Annotated in this window: 20 protein-coding genes; 10 read left to right on the top strand and 10 right to left on the bottom strand. The window is 59.0% G+C overall.

Annotation, left to right across the window (positions count from 1 at the left end; genetic code table 11):
* The first annotated feature begins 6 nt into the window (after positions 1 to 6).
* The 5 genes from ACR0JX_RS07565 (at position 7) to ACR0JX_RS07545 (ending at position 5,861) form a co-directional block, all read left to right on the top strand.
* Positions 7 to 1,524: a class I adenylate-forming enzyme family protein gene (locus tag ACR0JX_RS07565; protein ID WP_480542769.1), complete on the top strand. Its 1,518-nt coding sequence runs from the start codon at positions 7 to 9 to the stop codon at positions 1,522 to 1,524.
* Positions 1,521 to 2,177: a DsbA family oxidoreductase gene (locus ACR0JX_RS07560; protein WP_480542768.1), complete on the top strand. Its 657-nt coding sequence runs from the start codon at positions 1,521 to 1,523 to the stop codon at positions 2,175 to 2,177. The genes ACR0JX_RS07565 and ACR0JX_RS07560 overlap by 4 nt, the downstream gene beginning before the upstream one ends.
* Before the next feature lie 78 nt (positions 2,178 to 2,255).
* Positions 2,256 to 3,482 (top strand): multidrug effflux MFS transporter, encoded by a 1,227-nt coding sequence (locus ACR0JX_RS07555; protein WP_480542766.1) that lies wholly within the window; start codon positions 2,256 to 2,258, stop codon positions 3,480 to 3,482.
* Positions 3,483 to 3,522: 40 nt separating this feature from the next.
* Positions 3,523 to 5,187 (top strand): tetratricopeptide repeat protein, encoded by a 1,665-nt coding sequence (locus ACR0JX_RS07550; RefSeq protein ID WP_480542764.1) that lies wholly within the window; start codon positions 3,523 to 3,525, stop codon positions 5,185 to 5,187.
* On the top strand, positions 5,184 to 5,861 hold the full coding sequence (locus ACR0JX_RS07545) for an SH3 domain-containing protein (RefSeq protein WP_480542762.1): 678 nt from the start codon (positions 5,184 to 5,186) through the stop codon (positions 5,859 to 5,861). The genes ACR0JX_RS07550 and ACR0JX_RS07545 overlap by 4 nt, the downstream gene beginning before the upstream one ends.
* Here ACR0JX_RS07545 and mfd read toward each other — a convergent pair.
* Both mfd and ACR0JX_RS07535 read right to left on the bottom strand, forming a co-directional pair.
* Complete coding sequence (gene mfd / locus ACR0JX_RS07540; protein ID WP_480542760.1) at positions 5,858 to 9,313, bottom strand: transcription-repair coupling factor; 3,456 nt, start codon at positions 9,311 to 9,313, stop codon at positions 5,858 to 5,860. The two genes, ACR0JX_RS07545 and mfd, sit on opposite strands and share 4 nt — an antisense overlap.
* Before the next feature lie 21 nt (positions 9,314 to 9,334).
* Positions 9,335 to 9,859, bottom strand: coding sequence for a component of SufBCD complex (locus ACR0JX_RS07535; protein ID WP_480542758.1), 525 nt, complete (start codon positions 9,857 to 9,859; stop codon positions 9,335 to 9,337).
* Between the two features lie 118 nt (positions 9,860 to 9,977).
* Here ACR0JX_RS07535 and hemB point away from each other — a divergent pair, with 118 nt between their 5' ends.
* From hemB to ACR0JX_RS07515, 4 genes are all read left to right on the top strand, one after another.
* Positions 9,978 to 10,976 carry a porphobilinogen synthase gene (gene hemB, locus ACR0JX_RS07530; protein ID WP_480542756.1) on the top strand — a complete coding sequence of 333 codons (999 nt, stop codon included), beginning with the start codon at positions 9,978 to 9,980 and terminating at the stop codon, positions 10,974 to 10,976.
* 144 nt (positions 10,977 to 11,120) lie between these two features.
* Entirely contained in the window at positions 11,121 to 11,693 is a 573-nt protein-coding gene (locus ACR0JX_RS07525) for a lipid-binding SYLF domain-containing protein (protein WP_480542754.1), read from the top strand.
* A gap of 164 nt (positions 11,694 to 11,857) precedes the next feature.
* Entirely contained in the window at positions 11,858 to 14,320 is a 2,463-nt protein-coding gene (locus ACR0JX_RS07520) for a penicillin acylase family protein (protein ID WP_480542752.1), read from the top strand.
* Between the two features lie 107 nt (positions 14,321 to 14,427).
* Complete coding sequence (locus ACR0JX_RS07515; protein ID WP_480542750.1) at positions 14,428 to 14,829, top strand: SgcJ/EcaC family oxidoreductase; 402 nt, start codon at positions 14,428 to 14,430, stop codon at positions 14,827 to 14,829.
* Here the strand turns inward: ACR0JX_RS07515 and hflX are convergent.
* From hflX to trkA, 4 genes are all read right to left on the bottom strand, one after another.
* Positions 14,826 to 16,097: a GTPase HflX gene (gene hflX / locus ACR0JX_RS07510; protein WP_480542747.1), complete on the bottom strand. Its 1,272-nt coding sequence runs from the start codon at positions 16,095 to 16,097 to the stop codon at positions 14,826 to 14,828. The two genes, ACR0JX_RS07515 and hflX, sit on opposite strands and share 4 nt — an antisense overlap.
* Positions 16,097 to 16,336, bottom strand: a complete 240-nt coding sequence (gene hfq / locus ACR0JX_RS07505; RefSeq protein ID WP_010440340.1) for an RNA chaperone Hfq — start codon at positions 16,334 to 16,336, stop codon at positions 16,097 to 16,099. The genes hflX and hfq overlap by 1 nt, the downstream gene beginning before the upstream one ends.
* 130 nt (positions 16,337 to 16,466) lie before the next feature.
* Positions 16,467 to 18,005 carry a TrkH family potassium uptake protein gene (locus tag ACR0JX_RS07500; RefSeq protein WP_480542745.1) on the bottom strand — a complete coding sequence of 513 codons (1,539 nt, stop codon included), beginning with the start codon at positions 18,003 to 18,005 and terminating at the stop codon, positions 16,467 to 16,469.
* On the bottom strand, positions 18,005 to 19,381 hold the full coding sequence (gene trkA / locus ACR0JX_RS07495) for a Trk system potassium transporter TrkA (RefSeq protein ID WP_480542744.1): 1,377 nt from the start codon (positions 19,379 to 19,381) through the stop codon (positions 18,005 to 18,007). Before trkA ends, ACR0JX_RS07500 begins: the two co-directional genes overlap by 1 nt.
* 96 nt (positions 19,382 to 19,477) lie before the next feature.
* On the opposite strand from trkA, the gene ACR0JX_RS07490 reads away from it, so the two are divergent.
* Positions 19,478 to 19,957, top strand: a complete 480-nt coding sequence (locus tag ACR0JX_RS07490) for a hypothetical protein (protein ID WP_480542742.1) — start codon at positions 19,478 to 19,480, stop codon at positions 19,955 to 19,957.
* Here ACR0JX_RS07490 and ACR0JX_RS07485 read toward each other — a convergent pair.
* From ACR0JX_RS07485 to ACR0JX_RS07470, 4 genes are read right to left on the bottom strand one after another with little or no spacing between them, the layout of a single operon-like run.
* Entirely contained in the window at positions 19,949 to 21,112 is a 1,164-nt protein-coding gene (locus ACR0JX_RS07485; protein WP_480542740.1) for an MFS transporter, read from the bottom strand. The genes ACR0JX_RS07490 and ACR0JX_RS07485 overlap by 9 nt on opposite strands.
* Before the next feature lie 43 nt (positions 21,113 to 21,155).
* Complete coding sequence (locus tag ACR0JX_RS07480) at positions 21,156 to 21,752, bottom strand: helix-turn-helix transcriptional regulator (protein ID WP_480542739.1); 597 nt, start codon at positions 21,750 to 21,752, stop codon at positions 21,156 to 21,158.
* A 27-nt stretch (positions 21,753 to 21,779) separates the two neighbouring features.
* Positions 21,780 to 23,189: a nitrogen assimilation response regulator NtrX gene (ntrX, locus tag ACR0JX_RS07475; protein WP_480542737.1), complete on the bottom strand. Its 1,410-nt coding sequence runs from the start codon at positions 23,187 to 23,189 to the stop codon at positions 21,780 to 21,782.
* Positions 23,186 to 25,474, bottom strand: a complete 2,289-nt coding sequence (locus ACR0JX_RS07470; RefSeq protein WP_480542735.1) for a sensor histidine kinase NtrY-like — start codon at positions 25,472 to 25,474, stop codon at positions 23,186 to 23,188. The genes ntrX and ACR0JX_RS07470 overlap by 4 nt, the downstream gene beginning before the upstream one ends.
* Positions 25,475 to 25,555 lie beyond the last annotated feature (81 nt).

The following is a 25,555-nucleotide window of genomic DNA, read 5'->3' as shown; positions in this document are numbered from 1 at the left end:
GACTGCATGTTGTCGATCTTTAATCAGGGGCCACCCGTGCCCTGCCCCACTCCGTTCAATCTGGCCGCCCATGTGCTGCGCCGTGCGGATCGCCTGCCAGACAAAACGGCGCTGTCCGTTCTGGGCGCAAACAACACGGATGATTGGAGTTACAGCCGGTTGAAACGCGCCGTTCTGGGAACGGGCGCCGGCCTGTTGCAGGCTGGTCTGACCCCCGGAGACATCGCGCTGATGCGGTTGGGAAACACCGTCGATTTCCCCATCGCTTACCTTGGTGCGATCGCGGTGGGAATCGTGCCGGTACCGACCTCGTCGCAACTGACCGAACCGGAAACGGCCCGCATCTTTTCCGATCTTTCCCCGTCTGCCATCCTGCGTGATCCATCAGTAGCTTGCGCTGCACATCCGCATCAGATCGACCTGTCAGCGCTGAAAGCGATGCGCGACCTGCCCGCCGCCGAATTTGAATTGGGTGATCCCGAGCGGCTGGCCTATGTGGTTTACACCTCGGGCACCTCGGGCAAACCGCGCGCTGTGGCGCACGCCCACCGCGCCATATGGGCGCGGCAGATGATGGTGGATGGCTGGTATGGGCTGACGCAGAAGGATCGCCTCTGCCACGCCGGGGCGTTTAACTGGACCTACACGCTGGGCACGGGGTTGATGGATCCGTGGACCATCGGCGCGACGGCTCTGATTCCGGAACCCGGCACCGATCTCGCCGCGCTGCCCGGATTGCTAGGGCGCAACCGCGCCACGATTTTTGCCGCCGCACCCGGCGTGTTCCGCAAGATGCTGCAAGGCCCGGAACAGATCGATCTGCCAGATCTGCGTCATGGGCTTTGCGCCGGAGAAAAGCTGTCTCCGCAGTTACATACGCGCTGGCAGTCCGCCACCGGCACTGACCTGTTTGAGGCCTATGGAATGTCGGAATGCTCGACCTTCATCTCCTCCAGCCCGGCGCATCCCGCACGTGGTGAAGCGCTGGGGCAGCCACAACCCGGTCGCCGCGTTGCGATCCTTGGGCCCGACGGTCCCGTTCCACAAGGACAGGACGGAACCATTGCTATCCATCGATCTGACCCAGGCCTGATGCTGACCTATCTCAACGCACCGGATGAGGTCGCGCAGCGTATGCAGGGCGATTGGTTCCTGACCGGCGATCATGGGGCCATGGCCGTGGATGGGCAGATCACCTATCTGGGGCGGGGCGATGATATGATGAATGCAGGCGGCTATCGCGTCTCACCGGTAGAGGTCGAATCCGTCTTGTCCAACTATCCTGGCATCACACAGGTCGGCGCCGCAGCGGTTGAAGTCAAACCGGACACATTTGTGATAGCAGCCTTCTATACTGGGCCCCAAAGGCTGGACGAGGACGCTTTGCGCGCCTATGTCCAAGCCAATCTGGCACGCTACAAACAACCGCGTGCCTTCGTTCACCTTCCTGAGTTGCCGACCGGCGGCAACGGCAAACTCCTGCGCCGCGCATTGCCGGCCTATTTCAAGGCGACCACCGAATGACCCAGACCGTCAAGCTTGATATCCTGTCCGATCCGATCTGCCCGTGGTGCTACATCGGCAAAACCCATCTGGACAAAGCCTTGGCAAAGGTGCCGGACCATCCGTTTGTGATCGAATGGCACCCGTTCCAACTGAACCCCGATATGCCCGACGCAGGCATGGATCGGCGCGAGTATCTGGAACGGAAATTCGGCGGCAAGGACGGTGCGGTGCGCGCCTATGCACCCGTGGTTGAACATGCCGAGAATGCGGGCCTCAAAATCGACTTTGAGGGAATGAAGCGCACGCCAAACACGCTGGACGCACATCGCCTGATCCACTGGGCCGGGATCGAGGGCAAGCAGAATGCCGTTGTCGATGCTCTGTTCGACGCCTATTTCGTTCAAGCACGCGATATCGGCGACCCGGAGGTTCTGTCTGACATTGCCGACAGCGCGGGTATGGATGCAGCGGTGGTGCTGAAACTGCTGAAATCTGACGCCGACCGCGAAGATATCCGCAACCGCGATACCCATTCACGCGAAATGGGTGTGGGTTCTGTTCCGACCTTCATTGTTGCCAATCAACATGCCGTTCCGGGCGCGCAACCTCCTGAAATGTGGGAGAAAGTGATTGGCGAGATCATGTCTCAACTTGAGGCTTCCTCTGCATAGAAGCACAGAGCTCTGTGCAAAATTCCGGTCTGGCGCAACCTGATCTGCCGTGATAGCGCGAACAGGTAAGGAGCGCCCATGGCCAATCGTATGTCCCGAGGGGAATTCATTGCGCTGATCGCAATGATGTTCTCGACCATCGCCTTTTCCATCGACTCGATGCTGCCCGCACTGCCCGAGATCGGCGCGCAGCTCAGCCCGGATGATATCAACCGCGCGCAGTTGATCCTGACATCCTTTGTGTTGGGTATGGGGATTGGGACCTTTTTCACCGGCCCTCTGTCAGATGCGTTCGGGCGCAAGCCGGTGATTTATGGCGGCGTCGCGCTGTATATCGCAGCTTCTGCCGTGGCTTGGGCCAGTTCGTCGCTCGAGCTGGTTCTGGCCGCCCGCGTGGCGCAGGGCCTTGGCGCCGCAGGTCCGCGCGTAGTGGCGATGGCGATCATTCGCGATCTCTATTCCGGTCGGATCATGGCTCGGATCATCTCGATCGCAATGATGATCTTCACGCTGGTGCCTGCCGTCGCCCCCATGCTGGGCGCAGGCGTTATCGCCCTGTTCGGCTGGCGCAGCATCTTTGCCCTGTTCATTCTGTTCGCCGTGATCGTGTGCATCTGGATGGGCAGCCGCCTGCCCGAGTCGCTGGCGAAAGAAAACCGCCGCCCGTTCCGCCTGCCGCTGATGGTTACTGCCACGAAAGAGATGTTTGCCCACCCCACTGTGCGCCTCTCGATCCTGGTGCAGACCCTCTGCATGGGCATCTTGTTCACTATGTTGACCATGGTGCAGCCTGTTTATGACGTGATCCATGATCGCGCGGACAGCTTTCCGTTCTGGTTTGGGTTTGTGGCATTGATCTCAGGTTCTGCCAGTCTGCTGAACGCCGCGTTGGTGGTGCGTATTGGAATGCGCCGCATGGTGACATGGGCACTTGGGGGGCAAATCCTGATCACGGCGCTTGTGATCGTACTTAGCGCAATCCCCATGTCACCCAATGCGTCCTTCGCGTTATTTGTGGCATGGCAAACAACTGTTTTCTTCATGGCCGGTGTGACCATGGGCAATCTCAACGCCATCGCGATGGAGCCGATGGGCCATATCGCGGGCATGGCCGCTTCGGTGATTGGATCGGTCGCCACCGTGTTGGCCGCCGCCATTGCCGCCCCGATCGGGTTGCTGTTCGATGGCTCGATCACGCCTTTGACAATTGGCATTCTGACCATGTGTATCACGGCATTTGGCCTGATGGTTCACATGGGTCGGATCGAAAACAGATTTCCGCCTGACCCTGTGCAGACAGGTTAAATCGCGGTACCCTGCTGCCAAATTCGGGGGAGCTTCTGCAATGAGCTATGATTATGATCTAGGCAGCCATACCTGTCCTGTGACCACGTCCTCAACCGAAGCGCAACAATGGTTCGACCATGGTCTGGTCTGGACTTATGGCTACAATCACACTGAAGCGGTGGCATGTTTCGAAAAGGCTGTCACGCATGATCCCAATTGCGCCATGGCCCATTGGGGCGTCGCTTATGCTGCCGGGCCGAACTATAACCTGCCTTGGGATTTGCAGGACGACCGAGGGCGGCAAGAAGCGCTGGCTAAGGCTTACGATGCCACACGGCAAGCCTTAGCGCTCATAGATGGATGCAACGAAGTTGAAAAGGCGCTGATCCAGGCTCTGCCCGCTCGTTACCCGCAACGGGACCCGGTCGAGGATATGCATCGATGGGATTTCGACTTCGCCGACGCCATGCGCGCAGCCTTCGCCACCCAGCCAGAACATCTGGACCTACGCACGATCTACGTCGAATCCCTGCTGAACCTGACCCCCTGGAAAATGTGGGATCTGAGCACCGGCAAACCCGCCGAGGGGGCCGCCACACTAGAGGCGAAAGAGGCGCTGGAATGGGCGATGGAAAATGATCCCGCCGCGATGTCTCATCCCGGCCTTCTGCATCTATACGTTCATCTGATGGAGATGTCGCCAACCCCGGAAAAAGCGCTGAAAGCAGGCGACGTGCTGCGCACGCTGGTCCCCGATGCCGGGCATCTGGTGCATATGCCCACCCATATCGATGTGCTTTGCGGGCACTATCAGAATGTGGTGCACTGGAACGAAAAAGCCTCGGTCGCTGATCTTAAGTATTATGAGCGCGAGGGCGCGTTCAACATCTATACCGGCTATCGCCAGCACAACTATCACTTCACCATCTATGGCGCGCTGTTTCTGGGCCAGATGGAGCCCGCACTGCACGCCAATCAGGGGCTTTGGGACACCACGCCCGAAGAAATGCTGCGCGTCGAAAGCCCGCCCATGGCGGATTTCTTCGAAAGCTACATGTCGATGGGCCCTCATATCCTGATCCGCTTTGGCCGCTGGGAAGAGGCCAAGGCGCTGGAGTTGCCCGAAGACCCCGACCTGTTCCGCACGCTGACGGCAACCACGCATTACGCCCGCGCGATTGCCCATGCCGCAACCGGCGATGTGGCGCAGGCCGAGGCCGAGGAACAGCTGTTCCTCAGCGCCAAAGCCTGCGTGCCCGAGGCGCGGCGGCTGCACAACAACCGCGTGATCGACCTGCTGGACGTGGCAACCGAAATGCTGCGCGGTGAGATCGAATATCGCAAAGGCAATTTCGAGATGGCATTTGCCCATCTACACCGTTCGGTCGAGCTGGACGACACCCTGCCCTATGATGAGCCGTGGGGCTGGATGCAGCCCACGCGCCATGCCCTTGGGGCCTTGCTGTTCGAACAGGGCCATGTGGCCGAGGCAGAAGCGGTTTATCGCGAGGATTTGGGTCTGGGCGGCAACCTCAGCCGCGCCTCGATCCACCCCGACAATGTCTGGAGCCTGAAGGGCCTGCATGACTGCCTGAAAGCACGCGGCGAGACGGTTGAGATCAAACAGATCAAACAACGGCTTGACCTCGCACTAGCAAGGGCTGACGGTGCTGTCGGCGCATCTTGTTTCTGCGCCCAAGCCGCGATGAGAGCTGCTGAATGAAATCACTGATATTTGCGCTGGCCGTCCTGATCTGCGGGCCAGCCTGGGCCGACCGCCAAAGCTTCCCCCCCGTGGATCAGGCTGGCAATGACCCGTCGCTCGCCGCGTTCCGAGAAGACCTTCTGACCAAAGTCGCCGCCCGCGATACCGAGGCCGTGATCGCCGTCGCCTGCCCGGATATCTATATCAGCCACGGCACAGAAAGCGGCCCCGAAGCATTTCGCGAAAGCCTGACGGTGCCACCCGAAACTTTGGATGAGGAATACCGGGATCAGGCCGATGATATGCGTGCGGAATACTGGTCCGCACTAGAGAACACTTTGTCCCAACCCGGTTACTTCGACGATCAGGGCGAGTTCTGGATGCCGCATCAATGGCGGATCAGTCTGCCTGCTACGCTGGACCCGTTTCTAGCCTATTTTGTGACCGGAGACCGAGTCACTCTGCGTCGTTCATCGGCGCGGAGCGGGGCCATCGTGGATTTCATCAGCCACGAGGTCGTCCTGATCCCCGACTATCAGGAAGGGGCTGAATACCAGCTGGTGCGACTGACCGATGGCACATTCGGCTATATGCACAGCGATTTTCTGTGGTCCATGGTCGGCTACCGGGCCGCTTTTGTGAAATCCGACGCAGGCGACTGGCAACTTTGCACCTTTGTAACCGGCGACTAGGCTTTTGCCTTTTTCTTCTGGGCCATCAGTTTTTCCGCCAAATCACGGGCAATGGCGAAGGCTCCTTTGATTTTGTCGCTGTCTTTCTTCCAGTCGCGCCGGACCACAATCTTGTTGTCTTTGACCTTGGCCAGACCGCGCTGGTTCTGAATAAATTCAACCAACCCCTCGGGCGAGGCGTATTTGTCATTGTGGAATTGGATGGTCGCACCTTTTGGCCCGCCGTCCAGCTTGGCAATCCCGGCCCGTTTGCACATCGCCTTGATCCGCACGACCAACATCAACGTGTTGACCTCTTTCGGCAATGAACCGAACCGGTCGATCAGTTCAGCTGCAAAGCCTTCCAGCTCGACCTTGGTCGACAGCGAGGACAGGCGGCGATAAAGGCCCAACCGCACATCCAGATCGGGCACGTAGTGCTCCGGGATCAGGACCGGGACACCCAGATTGATCTGCGGGGCCCATTGGTCGTCGGCATCCGACAGCCCCTCCATCTCACCCGCTTTGATCTTGGCGATCGCTTCTTCCAGCATAGACTGGTAGAGTTCATAGCCCACGTCGCGCATCTGGCCGGATTGTTCTTCGCCCAACAGGTTGCCAGCCCCGCGAATGTCGAGGTCCTGAGAGGCCAGAGTGAAACCAGCCCCTAGCGTATCCAGAGAGCCCAGAACCCGCAGGCGTTTTTCGGCGGTAGCAGTCAGTTTCTGGCGCGGCTTGGTGGTCAGATAGGCATAGGCGCGGGATTTCGACCGCCCCACCCGGCCGCGAATTTGATAAAGCTGCGCAAGGCCGAACATATCGGCTCGGTGCACGACCATCGTGTTGGCCGTCGGAATGTCGAGCCCGCTTTCCACAATCGTCGTGGCCAGCAGCACGTCATATTTCCCGTCGTAGAAGGCGTTCATCCGGTCGTCGAGTTCACCCGCAGCCATCTGGCCGTGCGCAACCACATAGGTCAGTTCCGGCAGTTGTTCTTTCAGGAACTCCTCGATCTCGGGCAGGTCCGAGATGCGCGGCACCACGTAGAAGCTTTGCCCGCCGCGATAGTGCTCACGCAGCAACGCCTCGCGGATGGTAACTGCATCGAACTCACTGACATAGGTGCGGATGGCCAGCCGGTCGATCGGAGGTGTTCCGATGATCGAAAGTTCCCGCACACCAGTCAGGGACAATTGCAGCGTTCGTGGGATCGGCGTGGCGGTCAGGGTCAGGACGTGGATGTCTGAGCGCAGTTGTTTCAGGCGTTCCTTGTGGCCGACACCGAAATGCTGTTCTTCGTCGATGATCAACAAGCCGAGATTCTGGAACCGCACCCCCTTGGCCAGCAAGGCATGGGTGCCGATCACGATATCCACCGTGCCGCGCGCCAACCCGTCGCGGGTCTGTTGCGCCTCTTTCGCCGAGACAAAGCGGCTGAGCTGGCGCACTTCCAGCGGGAAGCCTCGGAACCGTTCCCTGAACGACGCCGCGTGCTGGCGCGCCAGCAATGTGGTTGGCGCAACAACCGCCACCTGCACGCCTGACATGGCTGCGACAAAGGCGGCGCGCATGGCGACCTCGGTCTTGCCGAAACCCACATCACCACAGATCAGGCGATCCATCGGCGCGCCGGAATTCATGTCCTCCATGACTTCCGAGATGGCCCGCAACTGATCATCGGTTTCTTGGTATGGGAACCGAGCACTAAACTCGTCCCATGCATGGGGTGGTGGGTCCATGACGGGCGCTTTGCGCAAGGCACGCTCAGCCGCGATGCGGATCAGCTTGTCCGCCATCTCGCGGATGCGCTCTTTCAGTTTGGCCTTTTTCGCCTGCCATGCGCCGCCGCCCAGACGGTCCAGCAGGCCTTCGTCATGGCCGTATTTCGACAGCAGTTCGATGTTTTCAACCGGCAGATACAGCTTGGACTGTTCGGCATATTCCAGCAGCAGGCATTCATGGGCCGCACCGGCCGCCGTGACGACCTCCATCCCCATATAACGCCCGATGCCATGGTCCACATGCACGACCAGATCACCAGGGGACAGCGATTGGGTTTCGGTCAGGAAGTTCTCGGCCTTGCGCCGTTTCTTGGGTTGCCGGATCAAGCGGTCGCCCAGCACATCCTGCTCGGCGATCACCGTCAGGTCAGGGGTTTCAAACCCGTGTTCCAGCGCCCAGACCGCCAGATGCAGCCCACGCTTGCCGACGCGAGCGCCGACGGTGACCGGGATGGCCTCGGCCAAACCTTCATCCTCGATCAGGCCTGTCAGACGTTCACGCGCACCCTCGGAGTATGACGCGATCAGGACCGGGCCTTTGGTAAGCTTGTTGGTGATATGGCTAGCCAGAGCGCCAAATAGGCTAATGCTTTCCTGCTGGCGTTCCGGGGCAAAGTTGCGCCCAATCCGACCGCCTGCATCTATGACGCCCGGCCCGCTGGCCTGCGGCAGCGGGCTGAACTGCATCACCCGACGGTCGCCTACGACTTGCTCCCATTCCGCGTCGTCCAGATAGAGCAGTCCGGGCGGCGTCGGCTTGTAAACCGTATCCATGCGCGAGCGATTTTCCAGCGCCAGACGCCGGGTTTCATATTGGTCCTCAATCGAGTCCCAACGCGCCAACCGCGCCGGTGTGACCTGATCGTCCAGCGAGATGGTTGCGCCGGGCAGATAGTCGAACAAGGTCTCAAGCTTCTCGTGAAAGAACGGCAGCCAATGTTCGATGCCCTGATGTTTGCGACCCGCGCTGACGGCTTCATAGAGCGGATCATCTGTGCCCGCCGCGCCGAATTCGATGCGATAGTTCTGACGGAACCGTGTGATGGCTGCCTCGTCCAGAATGACTTCGGATACGGGGGCAAGCTCGACCACTTCAAGCTTTTCGGTAGTACGTTGCGAGACCGGATCAAACCGACGCGCGCCGTCCAGTACATCGCCGAACAGGTCCAGCCGGACGGGGCCGGATTCACCCGGCGGGAAGATGTCGATGATACCGCCACGTATGGCGTAGTCACCGGGCTCCATGACCGTTGGGCTTTGAGTGAACCCCATGCGCACAAGAAACTGCCGTAGTGCATCCTCATCTACCCGGTGGTTCACACGCGCCGTAAACGCAGCCTCGCGCAGCACATCCCGCGCAGGCACCCGCTGAGTCGCGGCATTCAACGTAGTCAACAGAACGAACCGATCCGGCATCTGGTGAACCAAAGCCGCCAACGTCGCCACCCGCGCCGCCGCGATATCGGCATTGGGCGACACCCGGTCATAAGGCAGACAATCCCATCCGGGAAACACAAAGACGGGCAGATCGGGCGCAAAGAAGGCCAATGCGGCGCGCATCGCCTCCATCCGTTTGTCGTCCCGCGCGACGTGGCACACCGGAGCCCCAGAACGCGCGATCTCGTTCAGGACAAGCTGCGCATCATACCCTTCCGGGGCGCCGCCGACTGTCACGTGGTTCGGAGCCTTCATCGCCTTGCCTTTCAGATTTCGCTATCCCAGAACGCCAATCGAGAGGTTCTGATACATGCCCCAGAGCGAAGTGACCAGTATCGAGATCATGCCGATGATTTGGGTGTACAAGCGACAGCGCGACAGGGATTTGGCGACCCTGTCCATTGTCAGTTCATGCTGCCGTAAGCGGCGAGCGTGAAAGATGTTAATCAGCGTGACGATGACCATTGGAAACATCAAAAGGAATAGGGCCTGCGCAAACTCGACCCCATAGTAAAAGCCCATCGTCGCCATGCCGGTAAATACAAAGCAAACCAACGCCAGCATAATAACCCCGGACATTTCAAGGAAATAGAGTAAACGATTGGTGTTGATCCGCACGATATCCAGCAAGTCAACTTCGACCTGGCCACCAACCCGACGCGCGCGAACGACCAGATCATAGGGCACCCCCATCACCCAATGGCTGGCCGTCGACCATATCACTGCAAGGACGATCCAGAACCACAGATTCGAAAAGCTGCGCATGTCGATGAGTTCGAAGATCGAGGTGTACCAGTCCAAACCCAGCCCTTTATTCAAATCCTCAGGGGGTTCTATCGCAGCGGCGCGTTCATTGGTACCCTTGAGCCCTTGGCGAATTCATGCCACCCAATGCGGCAATGTTCAAGGAGCACGCGCCATGAAACCAACCATCGCCCCCTACCCTCTGACCCGCTTTCGTCGGGCGCGGCAATCTGGTGCAATCCGGGCTTTGGTGCGCGAAAGCACGCTGACCACAGATGATCTGATCTGGCCCGTCTTCGTGCGCGATGGTGAAGGGATCGAAGAACCTGTCCCGTCAATGCCTGGCGTCATGCGCCGTTCGGTCGATCTGATTGCGAAGGCAGCAGTTGAAGCGCAAGCGCTTGGTATCCCTGCGCTTTGCATTTTTCCCTATACCGACGCGACGCTGAAAACCGAAGACTGCGCCGAGGCCTGGAACCCTGACAACCTGTCGAACCGCGCCATCCGCGCGATCAAGGCTGCGGCGCCGGACATCGCAGTCATGACCGATGTGGCGCTGGATCCGTACAACATCAACGGCCATGACGGCTATGTGGTGGATGGCGAGATCGTGAATGATCAGACCATTGAGGCACTGGTCAAGATGACCCTCGCTCAGGCAGAGGCTGGGGCCGATATCATCGGGCCGTCAGACATGATGGATGGCCGGATCAGAGCGATGCGTACAGCGCTGGAGGACGCAGGCCACCACAACGTGATGATCCTCAGCTACGCCGCAAAATATGCCAGCGCCTTTTACGGGCCCTTCCGCGATGCGGTGGGCGCATCTGGTGCGCTGACGGGTGACAAGAAAACCTACCAAATGGACCCGGCCAATTCGAACGAAGCGATGCGCCTGATCGAACGCGATCTGACCGAAGGGGCCGATATGGTGATGATCAAGCCCGGCATGCCCTATCTGGATATCTGTCGGCGCGTGAAAGACACGTTTGGCGCACCGACCTATGCCTATCAGGTCTCGGGTGAATACGCGATGATCCAGGCGGCAGCGCAAAACGGGTGGATCGATGGAGACAAGGTGATGCTGGAAAGCTTGCTGGCGTTCAAACGTGCCGGATGTGATGGCATCCTGACTTATTTTGCCCCACAAGTCGCGCGCATCATGCAGGGCTAAAACCCCAGTTTGTCGCGGCATTTCGCCGATCTTCGCTGGACAGACTAAAGCTTTCCCGTGACATGACGCGGCAATCGGCGTATTCTTGCACATAAGATCGGGATCACCCGACATATCAGGCACATAATACAAGAGACAGGAAACATGAGCAGTTCCCAATCCCCCCGACTGAGCCGTCGCGGCTTTGCCTTTGGCATGGCCGGTCTTACCGTGACCGCCGCTTGCGGCAACGGAGTAGGCAACTCGAACGCTGCGACGATTGATGCGCGCGTCGATGCAACCTTGACCGAAATGTATAGCCGTTACCCCAATACGGTTGAAATTGCCAACAAAGCCAATGGCTTGCTGGTCATGCCTTTGATCACCGAAGCCGGGTTTGTCTTTGGCGGTGGATATGGCCGCGGCGCACTGCGCATCAATGATGCAACGGTTGATTACTACTCGGCCGTCAAGGGCACTGCGGGTCTGCAAATCGGGGCCCAGCAATACGCCCATGTGCTGTTCTTCATGACCGAAGACGCGCTGAATGATTTCCGCCGCTCCAGCGGTTGGACCGCCGGGGCCGATGTGGGCTACGTGGTCAGCGATCAGGGTGAATCCCTGTCGACCGACACCACAACGCTGCGTTCACCGGTTTTGGCCGCTGTCTTCGGGCAAGCCGGTCTGCAAATCGGTGCCACGGTCGAGGGCACCAAATACACCCGCATCATTCCCTGAACCAGTTACACCACCCCCCCTTGGCCAACCCCGTCGCGATATTTGCGGCGGGGTTTGTCTTTGTCCGGGTTTGACGCAAGTTCCCGCCGCGTTTCTCTTTCGGTTAAGGGCCCCATCCTTTAGTCTTGACGCAAACAGAAACTGAACGGGTAAGTGGGGCAACTATGGGTCTTGTTTTTCGCTGGCTGGTGCGTATCACCTCAGGCCTGATCCTGCTGGTGCTTGCAGCGATTGGTTTGATCTATTATCTGGCCAGCCAGTCCCTGCCCGATTATGATCAAACCCTTGAAGTACAAGGGGTATCCGCCCCTGTTGAGATCATACGGGACACCGCAAACGTCCCCCATATTCTGGGGGAAACGGACCCGGATGTTTTCTTTGGCCTAGGCTTTGCCCATGCGCAGGACCGTCTGTGGCAAATGACGGTCATGCGCCGCACCGCGCAGGGCCGTTTGTCCGAGATCTTCGGGGCCCGTACCGTGCCCATCGACAAGCTGCTGCGCCGCCTTGATCTGTATGGCTTGGCCCATCGTTCGTTGGATGCCCAGGATGACTATACCAAAGCCGCGTTGCGCGCTTATGCGGCAGGCGTCAACGCCCGTCTGAGCCAAATCAACGAAGACGCGCTGGGGCGCGGCGCGCCCGAGATGTTCCTATTCAACGCGCCGGTGTCGCCCTGGCAACCGGGCGACAGCATCGCTGTGATCAAGCTGATGGGACTACAGCTTTCCGGCCACTTGCAAGACGAAGTTCTACGCGCCCGCACGTCGTTGATGTTGAACGACCCAGCACGCCTGGCCGACATATTGCCAGACGTTCCGGGTGCCGGGATTGCAGCCTTGCCGGAATATGCCGATCTGTTCCCAGGTCTGCCCCGATACGCGGCCGGCACCGAGATGCCCGATACGCCCCTGTCGCCCTTCCCGAAACGCGGGCTAGCGGGAGCCTCAAACGCCTGGGCCGCAGCGCTCGCACGTTCAGCCAGCGGCGGCACCCTATTGGCAAACGACCCGCATCTGGGGTTCACCGCGCCCGGCATCTGGTATCTGGCCCATTTGGGGCTGGAAAACGGTGGCGTGATCGGAGCGACGATCCCCGGCATTCCCGCCGTCATGAGCGGACGCAGCGATCAACTCGGTTGGGGCCTTACTTCGTCCTATCTGGACGATCAGGACCTGCATATCGAGCAATTGAACCCAGACAACCCGGAAGAATACCTGACACCCGACGGACACAAGGAATTCCGCACTCGCCCCTCGATCATTGAGATCAAAGACGAGGCGCCAATCACCCTGACCTTGCGCTGGACCGAGAATGGTCCTGTGCTGCCCGGCAGCCATTACGATCTTGAAACCGTGACACCACCAGGTCATGTCGTCTCCTTGTCGTGGACGGCGCTAAGCCCCAACGACACTTCAATGACCGCATCGATGGGTCTGATGAACGCGAACTCGGTATCAGAGGCCATCGAAACCGCCGAACTGTTTATCTCACCCTCGCAAAACCTGTCACTGGTCGACACGGACACCATTGGCATGAAGCTTATCGGTGCAATGCCCCAGCGCGCCCTGCGCAATCAAAGCAAGGGTCGCATCCCTACACCTGGCTGGATCGAGGCCAACCGATGGCAAGGCCGCCTGCCTTACGCCAATAACCCGGAATTTGTGTCTCCGGTCGGCGGGCTGTTGGGCAACACCAACAACAAGATCATCGACCGGCCCTTCCCCAACCATGTCTCATACGAATGGGGCGACACCCAGCGCGTCCATCGTTGGGAACGCCTGATGCAATCGCGCGAGGTTCACACCCGCGACAGCTTTATCGAAGCGCAACTGGACACGGTCAGCTTTACGGCGCGGTCACTGCTGCCCCTGATCGGGGCTGACCTGTGGTTTACCGGCGAATCCGCCCCCGAGGGGACGCCGGAACGTCAGCGCCAAATCGCTCTGTCCCTGTTGGCCGACTGGAATGGTGAGATGAATGAACATCTGCCCGAACCGCTGATTTACGCCGCCTGGCTGCGCGCGCTGCAGATCCGTTTGATCGCCGATGAGCTTGGCCCACTAGCCAGCGAATACAAACATGTCGAACCTTTGTTCATTGAACGTGTCTACCGCGATATCGACGGCGCCTCTGTCTGGTGTGATGTGCGCCAAAGTGCGCCGGTTGAAACCTGTACAGACATGGCGCGACTGGCGCTGGATGATGCCCTGATCTGGATCGCCGAGAACTATGGCCGCGCGCTGGAAACTCTGCGCTGGGGCGATGCCCATCAGGCAACCCACGACCACCCCGTTTTGGGAGAGGTGCCGGTGTTGCGCTATTTTGTGAACATCCGCCAATCGACCAGCGGAGGGGACAATACATTGCTGCGCGGTCGCACCTCGGGCGAAGGGCCCGACCCGTTCCAGAACGTGCACGGCGCAGGCTATCGCGGTGTCTATGACTTCGCCGATCCCGACAGTTCGGTCTTCATCACTTCGACCGGGCAATCCGGGCATTTCCTGTCACGCTACTACGATGATCAGGCACAGCTTTGGCGGCGCGGTGAATACATCCCGATGTCGCTGGATATCGATCTGGCCCGCGCCGCCGCCGTTGGTGTGACAAATCTGATCCCGCAATAATCCGCCCATTCGGCGACTCCCCGCCCTGTTTGGCGGGGCGTCATGGAACGATTGACGAATTTCCCCTACCATCCCGACACCGATCTTCTGGGACCAAGGGGGCAATCATGGCCAGCATTCGGGACGTCCTGAACAACCTTGCGCGCGACTATGCCATCGCCTGGAGCTCTGGCGACGCTGCTGCCGTTGCAGCTTATTTCGCGGCGGATTGCCAGATGGTGATCAACGGCGGCGAACCTTTGGAAGGCCGCGATGCGATTGCTGCTATGGCGCAAGACCTGTTTGCCGAGATCCCCGATCTTGACCTCAGATGCGACATGCTGCGATGGGCCGGGCCCCGGGCTCTATTCGTCTGGACGCTGGAAGGCAAACATACAGAAACAGGCAATGCGGTCGTGACCCGCGGGTGGGAGGAATGGGAACTGGACCCAAGCCACAAGATACGGTCCTCAAACTGGTGGTTTGATCTGGCAGAGTATCAAAGGCAAGTTGGCCGCGACGGAACTTAGAGCCCTGCGTATTGCGCGGCCTGCTTATCGGTCCATAAGACGGTGATTTCAAACCCGTCTTCAGTTTGTTCTTCAGATCGAACCACATCCTGACGGAACAGCCAGGCGCGCTTGTCGCCCTCGGAAAAGCCGAGAGACAGCGTGGCCTGATGGCGCACGCCTTGCAGTTTCCGCGCAATCTCTGCCAGCAACGGCTCGACCCCTTCGCCGGTCACAGCGGAGATTGCGAAGATCGCCGGATCACGCTCGGCCCGCGCCAGCGTCGCTTCTTTCTCGTCAGTCTCCAGCAGATCGGTCTTATTCCAGACCTCAAGCATCGGGCGTTCGTCATCTACACCCAGCGCGGTTAGAATCGCTTGTACATCTTCGGCCTGCGCTTGCGAGTCTTCATGGCTGATATCACGCACATGGACAATCAGATCGGCACCCAGAACTTCTTCCAGCGTGGCCCGGAAGGCCGCAACCAGTTCGGTCGGCAGGTTCGAGATGAACCCCACCGTATCCGACAGGATCACTTCGGGTCCGTCAGGCAGAACGACCCGTCGCATGGTCGGGTCCAGCGTGGCGAACAGCATGTCCTTGGCCATCACCTCGGCCCCGGTCAGGCGGTTGAACAGCGTCGATTTACCCGCGTTGGTGTAGCCCACCAGCGCCACAATCGGATACGGCACCTTGGCCCGCGCCGCGCGGTGCAAGGTCCGCGTTTTAACCACTTTCTGCAATTGGCGGCGCAGCCGGACCAGTTGTTCATCAATGGCGCGCCGGTCGGCCTCGATCTGCGTCTCACCCGGACCACCGACAAAGCCCAATCCGCCGCGCTGACGTTCAAGGTGGGTCCAGGCCCGCACAAGTCGCGTCCGCTGATAGCTGAGCGCCGCCATTTCGACCTGCAACACCCCTTCGCGGGTGCGGGCGCGATCGCTGAAGATTTCCAGGATCAAACCGGTCCGGTCGAGTATTTTAACCTTCCACGCCTTTTCCAGATTGCGTTGCTGCACCGGAGTCACCGGTCCGTCGATCAAAACCAGCTCGACCTCGGCGTCATGCAGCCGTTCGGCCAGTTCCTCGATCTTTCCACTGCCGAACAGCAGCCCGGGTTGGGCGCGTTGCAGGCGCACGACCTCGGACCCGATCACATCCAGATCGGGCAATGCGGCAGCCAGTGCCACCGCCTCTTCCAGCGCCGGTTCGGGAACGCGGCGCTGTTCATCTGATTTGATTTCAGGATGCAGCACCCAGGCCCGGGTGTGCGCCCTTTCATGTTCCATCAAGAGGCGTCTTCGCCCTCATACAGGCTGATCGGCTGCGATGGCATGATCGTCGAAATCGCGTGTTTGTATACCAACTGCGACTGTCCGTCGCGGCGCAACAATACGCAGAAATTGTCGAACCAGGTGATCACACCCTGCAATTTTACACCATTGATCAGGAAAATCGTGACCGGGACCTTTGCTTTCCGTACATTGTTCAGGAACGCGTCCTGAAGATTCTGTCTGTCCGAAGCCATATTTTATTAACTCGCCGTTGTTCTTGCTACGCGCTGCGGACCAACGCGCTCCCTCCGGGGGAGTATGGAGTGCTGCGCTCAGATATTCCAGATTAAAAATCAGGCAGTAACGCCGCAACCGCGCATTGGCTTAATCCCGCCAGAGCGACGGGGTGATCAACGCGATGATGGCCAAAGCCTCCAACCGGCCAATTACCATTGCGGCGCACAGGGTCAGTTTCGCCCCCGCCGACAGATCGATCAGGCGGATCGGCACTTCGGTCGCCAGTTCGATCAACGGCCCGGTTGTACTCAGCGCGGCAACGCTGAGAACCATGGCCTGTTCAAATTCCGCCCCCATTGCGGCAAGCAACAGGTTGAAAACCGCCAGCGTCAGGGCAAACAGCATCAGGAAGATCCACGCGATAAAGGCGCCGTCACTCTGGATCCGCCGATTGCCACCATCGGCGCCGCTGACCGATGAGGGATGTATCAGGCGGTCAATCTCGCGGGCGCCATTCAGGTACAGCGCAAAAACCCGCAACAGTTTGACCCCACCGGCCGTTGTAGCCACGCCGCCGCCAACCAGCGCCAAACCCATTAGGATCAAGCCTGGTGTCCCCAGCCCTGAAATTTGCTGTGCATCATTCCAATTGGCACTTTCAAACCCGGCGGTTGTCAGAAAAGACAAAGCAGTAAACAACATACCCCATATAACGTGAAGGGCTTGCAAGGGCTCCATCTGGCCCCCGATTTCACTCACACCAGCCCAGACGCGAACAAAAAGCAAAACGGCAACCCCAAGCACGATCATCAGGCCAATCCTGAATTCCGGGTCTTTGTCCAAGCGCGAAAAGCCGCTTGTCGCTGTGTCTGTCGAGAAAGTCAGCCGGGACAAGGCGAAGAACAGGAACAGAAACAGGATCGCCTCACCCGTGAAACCGGCCTGTGCGCCTTCAAGACCACCCACAGGAGAGATACCAGAAGTCGCCATAATCGACATTGCGTGGCAAATGGCGGTCAGTTCCCGCTCTCCGGCGATCAACAACAGCACGCAGATTACGGCGGTCAGCCCGGCATAGATCGGCGTCAGGGTCATGGTCACTCGGATCAAACGACCGCGCGGATCAATCTTCTCACTTTGCGCCACGCCCGAGACCGGGCGGCCGGGTTGGCCCTGCGCGGTAACTTCGAACCCGCCCAACGACAAGGGTGCCAGGATCGCAGCAGCAGAAACCCACATCAGCAAACCGCCCATCCACCCCACAAGCGCGCGCCAAAGGTGCAGCGGCGCACTCAGGCGGTCTGGGTTTGGAAACAAATCGGCTCCGGTCGTCGTCAGCGCGCTGACCATATCGAAATAGGCGTTCAGAAAGGTTGTGTTGCCAAGCGCGTCGTGAAACGGGATCGCCAGAAAGATCGGCAGGATCGTGAAACATCCCAAAAGCACCGCCAACTGGCCCAATGTACCACGCCGAGGTACTCGGTTGGACGCCGCCAGTGCAATAGTTGCCACCAGAAACAGGCCCAATAAACCGGAATACAAAAAAGACCGGGAGGTGTCGTGGTCGTCCAGCACCAATGCAAAGATCGCGGGTATCCACATCGAAACCGAAACGCACCCCCAGATCAGCAGAAACAGCGGCAACCGCCGCAATACCCCGACCCGTTGTGGTTTAACACGCGCCATCAGAAGAAATCGATCGAGACCTGCATCAGCCGTTCCACCTCCGGCACATCCTTGGCCATGGCAAAGATGGCAACCACATCCTTTTCGTCGATCCGCAGGCTGCCGGTGGGTCGCAACAGTTCATCGCCTTTGCGAACTGCCCCAACAAGAACGCCTTCGGGGAAATCGATATCACGCAGTTTCTGCCCGGCCATGGGCGAGGTCGATAGAACCTCGGCCTCGATCACCTCGGCCTCGGCATCGCCGATGGAATAGACCTGCCGCACCCGGCCATGGCGAATATGGCGCAGGATCGAGCTGACGGTTGTCGCACGCGGATTAATATAGGCATCAATACCAAGCGGGCCCATCAACGCCACCATCGACGGATCGTTGATCAACGCAATCGCCAAGGCACAGCCTTCAGCCTTGGCACGAACAGCCGCCAGCATGTTGGTGCGATCGTCATCCGTGACGGCCAGCATCGCATCTGCACGGTCAATCCCGGCCTCTCTCAGCAGGTTCGAATCCAGCCCGTCACCATTCAGAACAATCGTACGCTCCAGCGCCTCGGCAGCTTTTTCGGCACAGTGGCGATCACGTTCGATGATCTTCGCGCGAACACGGCTTTCACGCTCTTCTAAGGTATGAGCGACTTCCAGACCAACATTACCCCCGCCAACGATCACCACCCGGTCCTGGCGTTTTTGCGACTTGCCGAAAACCTCCATTGTGCGGTCCACGTCTTTTACGCTGGCAAAGACATAGCACTCGTCGTCGACAAACAGCTGATCCTCGGATTCCGGAGCGAACAATGTACCCTCGCGCCGAACACCCACAACAATCGAACTCAGCGTCGAGAACAAATCTGTCAGTTGGCGCAAGGGTGTGTTGACAATCGGGCAATCCTCTTCGATGCGGATGCCCAACAACTGTGCCTTGCCATCTATGAACATCTCGGTGTCAAAGGCCGACGGGGCAGACAGGCGACGCATGGCGGCGGCAGCCACCTCGCGTTCTGGGCTGATCACAACATCAATGGGTAGGTGATCGCGGCGGTAGAGGTCGGAATGGATCGCTTCGAGATAAGATTTCGACCGCAACCGCGCGATCTTGCGCTGGATGGCGAAAACCGAATGAGCCATCTGACAGGTGACCATATTCACCTCGTCCGAGTGGGTCGCGGCGATGATCATATCGGCATCACGAGCCCCTGCCCGCTCCAGCACGTCAGGATAGCTGGCGAAACCTGCGATACCCTGAACATCCAGTGTCTCGGTCGCGCGGCGCACCAGATCAGGATTGTTATCCACCACGGTCACGTCGTTCAATTCGCCGGAAAGATGCCGTGCGATCTGCCAACCCACCTGACCCGCACCGCAAATGATGACCTTCATGTTTCTGGCCCTTCTGCCTGAAATCTTTGAATGACAGATGCCCCCGATACGGTCAATTGAATTGTCATCCCCACCGGTGTGGGGCAAGATAAGCACATGAAAACGCTTGGTCCCCTTATGATTTCACTGATGGCGCTGTCCGCCTGTGGACCGCTGTCACTGTATTATCAAGAGGGCGAAAGCGTCTCGCGCATGCAGACCGAGACTACGCAATGTCAGGTTCAGGCGCTCAAGGATGCGCCGGTTGCAAATCAAGTCCGGCAAGGGCCGCCAACCTATTGGCCGGGCAGAACATATTGCGATGGGCGTGGGTCCTGCTATCGCTCGCCCGGCTGGTGGGAGCCCGGTCAGATCTACACGGTCGACGTGAACAAGAACCTGCGCAACAAGGTCGAGGCACAATGCATGGCCCAAAAGGGCTATCGCCCTGTGAGCCTACCACCCTGCAAACGCGCTGTGAAATCAGGTGTTCCCGTGCAGCGCACGACGACATTGCCACCGCTGACCACACAATCCTGTTTCGTCAAATTCGATGACGGCTCGTTCCAGATCATTTCGCCCGGTCAATCAGGCTGACCCCCTGTTAGCGGCACGTCTTCGGGCCAGCGCCCAATGCGCCAAGATGGCAAGGGCGTAAATAGCGATGACGCTGATCAGCATCCCAGCCTCATCAACCCGCCACAGAACTGCCAGCAAAACCGGGGTGCCCAGCAAATTGCCCGCATTGCCCATCTGCGCCATCGCCCCGTAGCCGAGTGCCTGAGTTTCAGCAGTTTGGTTCAGAATTGGCACAGCTGCAAAGCTACCGCCTTGCACAAGGCCCAACACCGCAAACAACGCAATACAGGTCAACTCTAACGGTAGACCGGCAAAATCGCCCAAGATAGACAGGATCGCAAGCGCGAACCCCAGATTAACCACCGCAACGCTGGACATCACGTTGAGCAAAACCGGCACCGCAACCAGGCTCAGCGCAATCCCGGCCAGCGGCATCAAACCCGCAACAGTCGCGCTGATGTCATCCGGCAAGCGCCCCGGCAGGATCGCCAGCAGTGAAACGAACGTCAGGGTGTAGAAAAACCAGCCTATGGCCGGGGCCGATACGAATGGCGAGCGATAGGTGCGCAGATGTACTGCCCAAAGCTCTCGCCAAAGCCACGGCGCGGGCTCGGCTGTCTGTATGACTTTTAGCCTAAGGATCGGGATCAATGCCGCGATTGCGATCATCAGGATGCCATGCAACGCAAAGTAGACGGACAGGCCATAGTTTTCGACCAAGGGCAGCCCAAGCCAGGCATTCAGCGCAAAGGCCACGCCGAAGAAGGTGCTCCACAAAACCATGGCCATGTTGCGCGCTTTGCCGGTTGTGATCTGCGCAATCAAGGTTGGTGCCGCCACAACAATTGCCAAATGGGACAGGCCCTCGACAAACCGGCTGGCGAGCATGATCTGAAACCCCGGCCCCGTCGCCTGAAAGATCGAAAGTGCACCACCAAGTACAAGGCCGAATATCAACAGTTTGATCGGCCCCACACGGCCCACGATTGACCCGGATACGGCGCCAAGAACAGCTCCAAGCAGGCTGATGATCGACAGCAGCCAACCCATGGTTTCGGCGTGATCGGGGTAGAGTTGCAGAACCTCTGGGAATGGCACAGCAATCTTGGCAAACTGCGTGGCCGCACCCAACCCGGCCAGCCAAAGTAAGAGAACCAGAAACAGCTGAATCATAAGGCGCTTCTACAGCGCCTCGTCACGCCCGGGAACGCATAAATTATGCGGCCTGGCGCCGCGACCCGCTGACCAGCCGCACGGGCGTTCCATCCGACAGATACAGCCTTTCCCAAATGATCTCTCCGGCGCTGATGCGAATGCGATCATGCACAGCCTCGGAGGTCAGAAAGGACTTTGGGGTTGGTGTGTGGGCCTCCCACCACCCTTCCTGGTCCAGCTCAGCCTCGGCTTGCTGGATTTCCTCGGTTGCAAACTGCCAAAGTGACACGCCTAACAACGCGTTCTGGCTGGTTTTCCAGTCCCTTGCCCGGCTGGCGGAATAGGCAAGGCATCTATGGCTGGCTTCCTCGACCAGATGAAGGCAATCCGATGAGGTCTCAACCAGTCGTCGCAGGGCGCTGTCATCTACGCGCGTCGGTCCGAACGAAGCAAAGACCGCCTGCTGCGTTTCCGGTGGCGGGGTTTGTCCGCCTCGCTCCCATCGGGAAATGGTCGCCTGATCGACCTGCAACAACTCGGCCAGATGCGCTTGCTTATAGCCAATGGATTGGCGCAGGCGCTTCAGGCGTTTGCCGAAACCCGGATAGGCATGGGACCTAAGCTTGAAATTGCCCGATCTTGGCGAAGCTGTGTGCATCGGTCCCTACCCTATGAGAGCCGCGGATTACTCTGCCGGTTCCGGCTCATCTATTTGCGCCACACGCGCCCCGGACTTGTTCGAGGTCACGACACCCAGCGACTTCAGCTTGCGATGCAGCGCGCTGCGCTCCATCCCGACAAAACTGGCGGTGCGGCTGATATTGCCACCGAAGCGATTGATCTGGGTCAGCAGGTATTCCCGCTCGAACGCCTCACGCGCTTCGCGCAGCGGCAGGGTCGCCAGAGCACCCGACAGGACAACACGGCCCGAATCCTCGGTTTTGTCTTCGTCGCTTGGCAGCTCGCGCGCCTCAATCGGACCGGTGCCATCACCAAGGATCAGAACACGTTCGATCAGGTTCTTCAACTGACGCACATTGCCGGGCCAGGTCATGGTTTGCAGCAGAGCCACGGCCTCTTCCGACAGCTCACGCATTGGCAGGCCTTGGGTTTCGTTGCACATTTCGATGAAATGCTGGGCCAGAACCGGAATATCCTCGCGCCGGTCTTCCAGCGAGGGAACATCCACCGGAACAACGTTCAAACGGTGATACAGCTCTTCCCGGAACCGTTCGGCTGCGATCTCTTCGTCCAGATCCTTATTGGTGGATGATATGACGCGCAGGTCGACCCGAACCTTGTCGCTACCGCCCACGCGCTGGAACTGCTGATCGACCAGCACACGCAAGATCTTGGATTGCGTGCCCAACGGCATATCGGCGACCTCATCGAAGTAGACGACGCCACCATGGGCCTCTTCCAGCAAGCCCGATTCCACCCCGCGTTCAGAGCTTTCGCGCCCGAACAACACCTCTTCGACCCGCTCGGGCTCAATCCCGGCACAGTTGACCGTCACAAAAGGCGCATTGGCGCGGTTGGAATGTGCGTGGATATAGCGCGCGGCGATTTCCTTGCCCGACCCGGCTGGGCCGCTCAGCATCACGCGACCATTCGATTTTGTGACCTTGTCCAACTGGCTCTGCATCGCCCGGAACGAGGCGGATTTGCCGATCATGTCCGAGCTGCTGACTTCTTTGCGCTTGAGCGAAGCATTTTCGCGGCGCAGGCGAGAGGTCTCCATCGCGCGGCGGATCACCACCATCAGTTGGTCGATGTTGAAGGGCTTTTCGATGAAATCATAAGCCCCTTGCTTGATCGCAGCGACGGCGATTTCGATATTGCCGTGACCGGAAATGATCACCACCGGCACATCCGGGTTGTCACGCTTTACAGCTTTCAGGATATCGATACCGTCCATCCGACTGTCTTTCAGCCAGATATCCAGGATCAACAGCCCCGGCGGCTCAGCATTAATCGACGACATGCACTCATCCGAGTTCGCCGCCAGCCGCGTTGAATAGCCTTCGTCCTCCAGAATGTCGGACACCAGTTCGCGAATATCGCGTTCGTCATCTACGATCAGTATGTCGCTCATCTTTGGCCTGCTTTCAGTTTGTTGGTTTTAATCGCCTGTTTTTGTGGCGCTGAATTTGGTTGGAGGTTTGCTCCCGGCAAACGGATCACGGCCATTGCGCCGAAATGGTCCTGTCCGTTGAATACGGGCGCGTCTTCCAAAGTCAGCGCTCCGCCATGTTCTTCGATGATCTTCTTGACGATGGGCAGGCCCAGCCCGGTCCCTTCGTCGCGCGTGGTCACATAAGGCTCAAACAACCGCGCACGATCCTCAGGAAGGCCGATGCCATTGTCGGCAATCGTGACAATCGTTCCCGCATCATCCGTGGAAACAGCCACTTTGATCTGTGGCTTCAGATTCTCGGGTGCGCCTTTTTCTTTCAAGGTTCCAATGGCTTCGCCTGCGTTCTTGATCAAGTTTGTCAAAGCCTGATTCAACATGGTTGCATCCAGATCAGCCGTGATCGGCTGTTCCGGCAGATCTGCATCAATTTGCACATCCGGCTGTCCCGCCTGCTGCAGCAAAACAGCCTCGCGTACCAGAGCAACCACATCCTCCTGTCGCCGCTCTGGTTCCGGCATACGTGCAAATTTTGAAAACTCGTCAACAATGCGCCGCAGGTCATTGGTCTGCCGCACAATCACATCGGTCATCGACTCGAGCGTGTCGCAATCCGCCTCATCCAGTTTGGACGAGAACTTGCGCTTGATCCGTTCCGCGCTCAATTGAATCGGCGTCAGCGGGTTCTTGATCTCATGCGCGATGCGCCGGGCCACATCGCCCCAGGCGGCCATACGCTGGGCGCTGACCAGATCGGTGACATCGTCAAAGGCCACCACGTAGCCCTCAAGCGTACCATCCTCGCCCCGCCGCGTGGACATGCGCACAAGCAGGTTCTCCAACTGCCCTTTGCGGGTTACCTTGATCTCACCCTGTACGGCCTCTTGCCCGCCCTCTTTCAGGCTTTCAAACAGCGGCAGGAATTCGGGCACTGCGATACCGATCGACAGATGCTGTTCGCCACGCGACCAGTCCAGCAGACGCTCGGCTGAGCGGTTTACGAAGGTTACATCGCCTTCGGGGTCAACACCCACAACGCCCGATGTGACCGAACTCAGCACCGAATCGAACAATCGGCGGCGGCTTTCGATCTGGCGTGTGTTTTCCAGCAGCGTATCGCGCTGGCCTTTAAGCTGCCGGGTCATCTGGTTAAAATACCTGCCCAGCATCGCAATTTCGTCGTCGCTGGCCTCTTCAATGACCTGTACGCTCAGGTCGCCGGCGCCGACGCGTTGCGCGGCTGTAGTCAGACGGCCGACAGGTCGCGACAGGCGTTCGGCAAACCACATGCCCAAAGACATCGCGGCAAGGATAAGGATCAGAGCAAACCCCAAATATAGAAGGCCAAAGTTGAAAAGCACCCTGCCGCGTTCGCTTTCAAGCTGCTGGTAGAACTGCGCCGTTTCCTTGGTATCGTCCAGCAGGGTCAGTAGCTGACCATCGACCTCACGGCTGACATAGAGGTATCGGTCCAGATAGGCCTGCAGCGGCACAAGCGCGCGGAATTCGTTGTTCTCCCAATCGGCGATGATCAACAAACCGGTGTCTGCCGCTTCGACCATCTGTTCGGGCGTGGGCTTTTCGTAACTGAACAGGTAGGATCGATCCCCGCGCGACCGGATTTCGCCGCTGCCATCGATCACGTAAGCCTCGCGCAGCCCCCGTTGGATTTGCGCCTGCCCCTGCGCCAGAACCTCACGCAATTCCGCGTCCGAGATATAGAAATCGCGGGCCCGCGCATTGTCCAGAAACAGCGCCAGAACAGCGGCATCCTGGGTCAGACCCTGCCGGTGTTCCAGCTCATACGCCTCAGCCGCAGTCAGCGATGACCCGACAACCTGACGCACACGGTCCGAAAACCAGCCCTCAAGGCCGATATTCACAGTCAGACCTGCGAAGATGGCAACCGTGACCGTCGGCACCAGCGCCAAGAGCGTAAACGCCCCGATCAGACGCAAATGCAGGCGAGACCCCGCCGATTTTGCGCGTCTGGCTGCGATTAGCGAACCAAGCTGGCTGAGCACCAGGGCCGCCACGACAAGGACGTAAACAAGGTCGGCAAGCAGAATCAGGCGCAGGGTCGGAGCGGTCGCGCCCAGGTCAAAGGGACCAATGACCAGATAGGTAGCAAGCGCCAGCACTGGCCCTAGAAGAACTAGCCCCAAGGTGCCGAAATTGCGCAGTTTTCGGGATTTTCGCCATCGACTAATCGATGGGATAATCCCGCTCTGTGCTCGGGTTGCCACCGTCTGCCCTCATCCTGATGTGTCGCTTGTGCGACTGACCGCCATATGTCGTGGTCGTTTCCCCGGAGATACCCGGATGCC

This window comes from Ruegeria sp. AH7 (assembly GCF_056541325.1).
The sequence above is the reverse complement of the archived record's forward strand: the minus strand, read 5'-3'. Positions and strand labels throughout refer to the sequence as shown.